This is a genomic window from Lentzea indica, assembly GCF_012184385.1.
Lineage (GTDB): Bacteria > Actinomycetota > Actinomycetes > Mycobacteriales > Pseudonocardiaceae > Lentzea > Lentzea indica.
Genome location: NZ_VSRL01000338.1, coordinates 1 through 8,090 on the forward strand (window position 1 = coordinate 1; position 8,090 = coordinate 8,090).

Here is an 8,090-nt window from a genome sequence, read left to right on the forward strand (position 1 = left end):
CCAGGGCGGCGTCCAGGGCGGCCCAGGCGGCGTCGGTGCGGACGTGCAGGCGGTCCAGGCGGTTCGCGATCGACAGGATCCAGGCGGCCAGCAGCAACGCCACCAGGACGACGACGAGCGCGGTGGTCACGGCCGACTCACCTCGCACAATTGCACAGCGGTCACGCCTCGCTCACCCGACGCGGGTCGGCGGCGATGGCGGTCTCGTAGACGCGCAGCACCTGGCTCGCGACCACGGACCAGTCGAAGGCCTGCACGCGTTGCGCGGCGATGTCGACGTACTCGGCGCGCAGAGCGGAGTCGCGCAGCACCGAACGCAAAGCGGAGGCCAGAGCGTGTGCGTCGCCGACGGGGAACAGCACGCCCGCCTTGCCGTCGTCCAGCACGCGGCGGAACGCGTCGAGATCGCTGGCCACCACGGCGGTGCCGGCGGACATGGCCTCGGTCAGGATGATGCCGAAGGACTCGCCGCCGGTGTTCGGAGCGACGTAGACGTCCACGGAACGCAGCATCCTGGCCTTCTCGGCGTCGTCGGCCTGGCCCAGCAGATCCACGCGATCGGCGAAAGGCCCGTCGAACGACGTCTCACCGCGGCCCACGACCAGCAGGCGCAGGTCCGGGAACTCGGCGGCGATCAGACCGAAGGCTTCCCACAGGATCGGCATGCCTTTGCGCGGCTCGTCGTAGCGACCGACGAAGCCGATCGTGCCGCCGGGCCGGGGATAGCCGTCCAAAGTGGACGCCGAGGCGAAGAAGTCGACGTCGACGCCGTTCGGGATCTCCACGGCGTCGCCACCGAGGTGCTCGACCTGAACGCGCCTGGCCAGCGCCGACACCGCGATGCGGGCGGTGACCTTCTCCAGGAACGGCTGCAGCACGCCCTGGAACGCCGAGAGCATCTTGGAACGCGGCGTCGAGGTGTGGAACGTGGCGACGATTGGGCCGTCGGCGACCATCAACGCCAAGAACGACAACGACGGCGCGGTGGGCTCGTGCAGGTGCAGGACGTCGAACGAGTGCTCGTCGATCCAGCGGCGGACCCGCGTGTACGAGACAGGGCCGAACGACAGCCGCGCGACCGAGCCGTTGTACGGGATGCCGACCGCGCGGCCGGCGGAGGTGACGAACGAAGGTAGTTCCTGGTCGTCGTCGGCAGGGGCCAGGACGTTCACCGTGTGCCCGAGACCGATCAGGGCGCGCGCCAGGTCGACGACGTGCGCCTGCACTCCCCCTGGCACGTCGAAGGAGTACGGACAGACGATTCCAACCTTCATCTGGCCACCACCTTCACCGCGAGAGCCTCCTGGCCAGTGCGGCGCGTCGGCCCTCCGGCAGGTCGGCGAGCCAGAGCTTCTGCAGCATGTGCCAGTCGGCGGGGTGGGCGGCGATGTCGGCGGCGAACACGTCGGCGACGGCCTGGGTGGCTGCCTGGACGGTGCTCACCTTGATCGGCGGGTGGATGCGGAAGTGCCAGCCGTCCTCGGTGAACCAGCAGCCGACCGGCAGCAGCGCGGCACCCGTCGTCGCGGCGAGGTGCGCGGGACCGGCGGGCATCAGGGTCTGTTCGCCGAAGAACGTCACAGGAACGCCGGACGAGGTCAGGTCGCGGTCGCTCAGCAGGCACACGACCTTGTTGGCCCGCAGGCGCTCGGCCAGCACCGTCGCGGGTGGACGGTCGCCGCCGCCCAGCGGCAGGACCTCGAAGCCGAGGGTCTCGCGGAACTCCACGAACTTGCGGTACAGCGACTCGGGCTGCAGCCGCTCGGCCACCGTCGTGAACGTGCCGGAATGGCCAACGAGCCAGACGCCGGCCATGTCCCAGTTGCCGCTGTGCGGGAGGGCGACGACCGCGCCGGTGCCGTTCCTGAGCGCCGCGTCGAGGTTCTCCTGGCCGGACACCTGCGAGTTGCACTTCTCGTAGACGGCGCGGAGGTCCATCGACGGCAGCCGGAAGGCCTCGCACCAGTAGCGCGCGTACGAACGGAGCGAGTCGCGCACCAGGTCGTCGAGCTCTTCCTCGCCCGCCTGGGGAACGACCCGGCGCAGGTTCGTGCGCAGCTGCTCGACGCTCGCGCCACCACGCTTCGCGGCGTAGCCGGCACCGAAGCGGAACAACGCACGGGCCCACGACTGCGGCAGCAGGCGAATCAGCCGCCATCCTGCCGTGTACCCGAGGGTCGCCAGGTTCACGCGGCCTCCCGCGCCGACTTCGCCACGGCGAGGATCCGCTGGATCACCGTCGCGACGTCATGACCGCCAGCAGCCACAGTGCGATGTCCAGCAGGTGCGGCACGCCGAGGCCCTGCACACCGGCGCCGACGAGGGCGACGATGAAGCGTTCCGCCCGCTCGGCCAGACCACCGTCGGCGGAGAGTCCAGACGCCTCGGCACGTGCCTTCACGTACGAGATGACCTGTGAGGCGACCAGGCAGACGAACCCGGCCACGGCCGTCCAGCGTGAGCCGGTGTCGAACGCGTACCAGGTGAGCGCGGCGAAGAGCGCGCCGTCGGCGATGCGGTCGCAGGTGGCGTCGAGGACCGCGCCGAACTTCGTGGGTCCCTGCGCACGGGCCATCGCGCCGTCGATCAGGTCGAGCAGCACGAAGAACGTCACCAGCGCGGAGCCGACGAACAGCTGCCCGCGGGGAATGAACCACAGCGCACTCGCCACGGCACCGGCCGTGCCGACCACTGTGACGGCGTTGGGTGTGAGGCCACGCGCCAGCAGCCACGCCCCGATCGGGTCGGTGACGCGCGAGACGGACGCGCGAGCGAAGATGTTCAGCATGGCGTGTCGCAGCCTAGCTGGACTGGTGAAACACGTGGCCCGCGGGTGAGGCGGCACCCGCGAACAGCCCTTGTGAAACCCCCTCGACCCCCCTCTATCCCAGTCTGCGGTGGTCCTCGGCGATCCGTTTCAGCAACGCCTGCAGCTCCTCCCCGCGCACCGCCAGCCGCTCCAGCCGGCCGAACAACGCGAGGTACTCGCGCACGTCCAGCGGATCGGTGATGGTGGCGTTGCCGGTGAGCACGCTGACCGTGACAACGCGCTCGTCGTAGATGTGGAAACCGTGCAGCGCGACCACGTTCGCGTCCGCCGACCACGGCACGACGCCCAGCCGGACGTTCGGGCGGCGCTGGATCGCGGCCAGGTGCTCGACCTGTTCCGCCATGAGCTCCGCCGAGCCCATCCGCCAGCGCAGCGCGCTTTCGGAGAGCACGAACACGAACTGCTTGGCGAGGTCGTCCATCCGGGAACGCCGTATGCGCAGCGCGGCCACCGCGGCCTCCTGCTCGGCCTGCGGCATCGTCCCCAGCACGATGCGCAGGTAGGCCTCGGACTGCAGCAGCGAGGGCACCAGGTTGACCTGGAAGAACCTCGATGTCGCCGCCCGCGCCTCCACGCGGCTGATCGTCTGCTGGTGGCGGTGCGCCCCTCGGTGCAGCACGACGCGGCGGGTTTCCGCCTCCGCGTGCAGCGACCTGGCGAGTTCGACCAGTTCGATGCGCGTCTCTCTCGTCGCGGCCAGTTCCGCCACGAGACGCTCCACGTCCGTGACGGACGGGAGCAGCATGCCGTTCTCGATCTTCGACAGCTTTGACTGGCTCATCCCGGTGGCACGGGCGGTGGCCGTGCCGGTCATCTTCGCCTCGGTGCGCAACCTGCGTAACTCACGCGAAAGCCGTTCTCTCGCTAATCGCGAACGCTCAGGTGCGGTCATGTTCGCACCGTAACCATCCGCACACGCTGAGACGATCGGCCATAGGCGGGGACTTGACTAGCAGTTGACACCTCCAGGTGGGTGATCTCACCTACCTGGAATCGGTTTGTACTGGCGTTACGTCTCGACCGACGGCGGAAAAGCACCCGAAAGTTGCAACGCAAGCTATTCCGCTCCGCATGGAAACTGCACTGGTTGTCCTATGCGGACAACGTGAGTGGTTTTTGTCACTCTTTTGTCCAAGAATTGGTACGGCTTTCAATCACGCATGACCTGGCTAAACGCAGAGTTTAGCCCAGCGACTATCAAACAGACTTCCGCGCACGCAATACAGCGCGCGCACCGAAGCCGATGGCACCGAGGATCAGCACGACACCGATGAGCCCCAGCCCGGGAGCGTCGTCGTGGTCGGCGTACATGATGGCGCCGACGCCGAGCGCGACGACGAGAACGCAGGCCACCAAGGGCACCAGCAACCGGGGCATAGATCGACCATCGCTCGTGATCTATCGAAAGTCAATAGCTACCGAGCGTCAGTCGACAGCCTTCCAGCCGTCCGCCAGCAGCTGACGGGTCTCCCCCAGCAGCTGCGGCAGCACCTTGGTGTGCCCGATGACCGGCATGAAGTTCGCGTCCCCACCCCACCGCGGCACGACGTGCTGGTGCAGGTGGGCGGCGATCCCGGCGCCGGCGACGACGCCCTGGTTCATGCCGACGTTGAACCCGTGCGGCGCCGCCACGTGCCGTGCCACCCGCATCGCCTTCTGCGTGAACGCGGCGAACTCCGCCGTCTCCGACGCCGTCAGGTCCGTGTAGTCCGGCACGTGCCGGTACGGCAGCACCATCAGGTGGCCGGGGTTGTACGGGTACAGGTTCAGCACCGCGAACACCTCGGCACCGCGCGCGATGATCAGGCCGTCCTCGTCGGACAACGCGACCACGCGGCAGAACGGGCAGCCCGCGGGCTCGTCGCCTTCCGCCTTGCCCGCACCCTGCACGTAGGACAGGCGGTGCGGGGTCCACAGCCGCTGCAACGCGTCGTGGACCCCGACACCGTCCTGTTCGGAGTACTCAGGCGTCACGAGAGCAGTTCCGCCGTGGGCGAGGCGTTCTCCCGGCGCTGCACCCACTCGACGATCTGCTCGACGGCCCGCTCCACCGGCACACCGTTGATCTGCGTGCCGTCGCGGAACCGGAACGACACCGCGTTCGCCTCCACGTCCTTGGCGCCGGCCAGGAGCATGAACGGCACCTTCTGCATGGTGTGGTTGCGGATCTTCTTCTGCATGCGGTCGTCCGAGGCGTCGACGTCGACCCGGATGCCCTTGCGCTTCAGCACCTCGCGCACCGCGAACAGGTGGTCGGCGTTCTCGGAGGTGACCGGGATGCCCACGACCTGGACCGGCGCGAGCCACGCCGGGAACGCGCCCGCGTAGTGCTCGGTCAGCACGCCGAAGAACCGCTCCACCGAACCGAACAGCGCGCGGTGGATCATGACCGGGCGCTGGCGGGAGCCGTCGGGACCGGTGTACTCGAGCTCGAACTTCTCGGGCAGCATGAAGTCGAGCTGGATGGTCGACATCTGCCAAGTGCGGCCGAGCGCGTCACGTGCCTGCACGGAGATCTTCGGGCCGTAGAACGCGGCGCCGCCCGGATCCGGCACGAGCTCCAGACCGGACTCCTCTGCCACCGAGCGCAGCGTCTCGGTCGCTTCCTCCCAGACCTCGTCAGGGCCGACGAACTTCTCCGGGTTCTTGGTCGAGAGCTCCAGGTAGAAGTCGTCCAGCCCGTAGTCGCGCAGCAGGTCCAGCACGAAGGTGAGCAGCGACTTCAGCTCGTCGCGGATCTGGTCCCTGGTGCAGAAGATGTGCGCGTCGTCCTGCGTCATGCCGCGCACGCGGGTCAGGCCGTGCACCACACCGGACTTCTCGTAGCGGTACACGCCGCCGAACTCGAACATGCGCAGCGGCAGCTCGCGGTACGAACGCCCGCGCGACTTGAAGATGAGGTCGTGGAACGGGCAGTTCATCGGCTTCAGGTAGTAGTCCTGGCCGGGTTTGCGGACCGTGCCGTCCTCGTTGAGCTCCGCGTCGAGGTGCATCGCCGGATACATGCCGTCGCGGTACCAGTCCAGGTGGCCGGAGACCTCGAACAGCTTGCCCTTGGTGATGTGCGGCGAGTAGACGAACTCGTAGCCCTCTTCGACGTGCCGCTGCCGGGAGTAGTCCTCCATGGCCTTGCGGATGATGCCGCCCTTGGGGTGGAACACCGCGAGGCCGGAGCCGATCTCGTCGGGGAAGCTGAACAGGTCCAGCTCCACGCCGAGCTTGCGGTGGTCGCGGCGCTCGGCTTCGGCCAGCCGCTCCAGGTACGCGTCCTGCGCCTCCGCCGACTCCCAGGCGGTGCCGTAGATGCGCTGCAGCTGCGGGTTGTTCTCGTTGCCCCGCCAGTACGCGGCGGCGACGCGGGTCAGCTTGAACGCCGGGATGTGCTTGGTGGTCGGCACGTGCGGACCGCGGCACAGGTCGCCCCACACCTGCTCGCCGGAGCGCGGGTCGAGGTTGTCGTAGATCGTCAGCTCGCCGCCGCCGACCTCCATGATCTCGCTGGTGTCGACGTCGCTCTTGATGTCGACGAGCTCCAGCTTGAACGGCTCTTTGGCGAGCTCGCTCTTGGCGGCGTCGATCGACTCGACCACGCGGCGCGAGAACCGCTGCGAGGACTTGATGATCTGCTTCATGCGCTTCTCCAGCGCCTGCAGGTCCTCGGGGGTGAACGGCGTCTCGACCTGGAAGTCGTAGTAGAAGCCGTCCTTCACCGGCGGGCCGATGCCGAGCTTGGCCTCGGGGAACTGCTGCTGCACCGCCTGCGCCAGCACGTGCGCCGCGGAGTGGCGGATGACGCTGCGGCCGTCCTCGGTGTCCGCGGCGACGGCCTCGACCTCGACGTCGACCTGCGGGGTCCACGACAGGTCGCGCAGGTGGCCCTCGGCGTCCTTCACGACGACGATCGCGGCAGGGTCTTTAGCACCCTTGCCCTGGAGGCCCGCCTCACGCACGGCCGTGCCCGCCGTCGTCCCAGCCGGAACCACCACGCGCGGCGGGTTCTGGGCGACTGCTGGGCGCGACTCGGACACGGTGACTCCTAGGTCAAAAGTTGGTTGATGCGGATCAGATGTTATCGGTGCTCAAAACCGACATGACGATCGCGTCGTGGAAGACGCCGTCCCAGAGCAGGGCGTCCCTCAGCCTGCCTTCCTCGCGGAAGCCGCACTTCTTGTAGACGTGGATCGCCCGCTCGTTGAAGTCGTACACCTCCAGGTCCACCCGGTGGAGGTTGCGCTCGTTGAACGCGTAGTCGAGGACGTGCTTGATCGCGATGGTGCCGTAGCCCTTGCCGAACCCGTCCCACAGCGCGATCCGCAGACCTGATTTCCGGTTGGCGTCGTCGATGGGGCTGAGCACGACCTCGCCGATGAACCGGCCGTCCTCGACGATTGCACGGGTGTAGCGGTCCGGATCGTTCAGCGTCCGCTCGATGTACGCCTCGTAATCCTCCAGCGTGAACGTGGCGTGCGTGCCGGTGAAGCGGTTGACCTCGTCGTTGTTCGGGCCGCCCGCGAGCATCTGCGGCGCGAACTCAGGACGGAGGGGTACGAGTTCCATGGTCCGATTGAAGCGGGTGCGCGCAAGCTGTTAACTCGACCGGGTGGTTCCGCGTTCGCGATTCATACGTAGACGGTTCTGAGTGGTTTTTCGGATGCGTCCCGGCGGCCAGGGCGAGCAGTCTGTGTGCCCGGCCCACCGTTAGGAGCACCGACATGGACGACCAGGTGGTCGAATGCCCGGTCCGCCTCACCGAGTCGAACCGGGACGAACTGCGCCTGCTGTACGCCGACCTGCGCGACCACTACGCACGGCGCGACGCCCGTGACGGCACACGCACGGCGTTGCGCTTCGTGTGGTCCGGCGTTCTCGATCCTGAACTTTTCGGTGCGACCTATGCCGACCAGCGGCACATCTTCGCCGCCTCGCGTCCGGTGCTGAACTCCGCGCACGGCGCTGACCTGCCGGAATCGCTGCGCCACGGCGTCTGCACCGCCTGACTCGGCGGCTTCAGGAAACGAACAGGCGGCTGTCAGGCTCTACTCAGCCGAACAGCGCATCGTTGATGACATGAGCGAGCAGGGACAGGCGCCTCCACCGGCAGAGCCGCCGAAGAACGAACCGCAGGCACCCCAGCCTGCACCGGACCAGGCCACGACCCCGCTGCCGGCCGGCGCACCGGCCACGCCTGGTCAGCAGCCAGCCCCCGAGCAACCGGCGGCGACGGCGGCAGAAGCACCCGCGGCGGCTTCAGCGGCGGAGG

At 68.1% G+C, this 8,090-nt stretch carries 8 protein-coding genes and 2 pseudogenes; 2 read left to right on the plus strand and 8 right to left on the minus strand.

Annotated features, from left to right (window positions below):
* Positions 1-161: 161 nt before the first annotated feature.
* The 8 genes and pseudogenes from FXN61_RS44710 to FXN61_RS44745 all read right to left on the minus strand — a co-directional run bounded on the left by FXN61_RS44710 (position 162) and on the right by FXN61_RS44745 (position 7,387).
* Positions 162-1,274, minus strand: coding sequence for a glycosyltransferase family 4 protein (locus tag FXN61_RS44710; protein WP_167979891.1), 1,113 nt, complete (start codon positions 1,272-1,274; stop codon positions 162-164).
* 13 nt (positions 1,275-1,287) lie between these two features.
* The gene (locus tag FXN61_RS44715; RefSeq protein WP_167979892.1) at positions 1,288-2,190 is read right to left on the minus strand and encodes a phosphatidylinositol mannoside acyltransferase; all 903 of its coding nucleotides are present in this window, start codon (positions 2,188-2,190) and stop codon (positions 1,288-1,290) included.
* Positions 2,187-2,788 (minus strand): annotated as a pseudogene (pgsA, locus tag FXN61_RS44720) (phosphatidylinositol phosphate synthase). The gene FXN61_RS44715 and the pseudogene pgsA overlap by 4 nt, the downstream one beginning before the upstream one ends.
* 94 nt (positions 2,789-2,882) lie before the next feature.
* Complete coding sequence (locus FXN61_RS44725) at positions 2,883-3,722, minus strand: helix-turn-helix domain-containing protein (RefSeq protein ID WP_167979893.1); 840 nt, start codon at positions 3,720-3,722, stop codon at positions 2,883-2,885.
* Between the two features lie 305 nt (positions 3,723-4,027).
* On the minus strand, positions 4,028-4,207 hold the full coding sequence (locus FXN61_RS44730; protein ID WP_167979890.1) for a hypothetical protein: 180 nt from the start codon (positions 4,205-4,207) through the stop codon (positions 4,028-4,030).
* Between the two features lie 48 nt (positions 4,208-4,255).
* A complete protein-coding gene (locus FXN61_RS44735; protein ID WP_167979894.1) occupies positions 4,256-4,804 on the minus strand; it encodes an HIT family protein in 549 nt (182 codons plus the stop codon).
* Complete coding sequence (gene thrS, locus FXN61_RS44740) at positions 4,801-6,816, minus strand: threonine--tRNA ligase (RefSeq protein ID WP_167979897.1); 2,016 nt, start codon at positions 6,814-6,816, stop codon at positions 4,801-4,803. Before thrS ends, FXN61_RS44735 begins: the two co-directional genes overlap by 4 nt.
* A 76-nt stretch (positions 6,817-6,892) precedes the next feature.
* Positions 6,893-7,387, minus strand: a complete 495-nt coding sequence (locus FXN61_RS44745; protein WP_167979895.1) for a GNAT family N-acetyltransferase — start codon at positions 7,385-7,387, stop codon at positions 6,893-6,895.
* A gap of 155 nt (positions 7,388-7,542) precedes the next feature.
* On the opposite strand from FXN61_RS44745, the gene FXN61_RS44750 reads away from it, so the two are divergent.
* Together FXN61_RS44750 and FXN61_RS51185 are read left to right on the plus strand one after the other, a co-directional pair.
* Positions 7,543-7,827, plus strand: coding sequence for a hypothetical protein (locus tag FXN61_RS44750; RefSeq protein WP_167979896.1), 285 nt, complete (start codon positions 7,543-7,545; stop codon positions 7,825-7,827).
* A gap of 70 nt (positions 7,828-7,897) precedes the next feature.
* Positions 7,898-8,090 (plus strand): annotated as a pseudogene (locus FXN61_RS51185) (2-oxo acid dehydrogenase subunit E2); the annotation flags it as partial.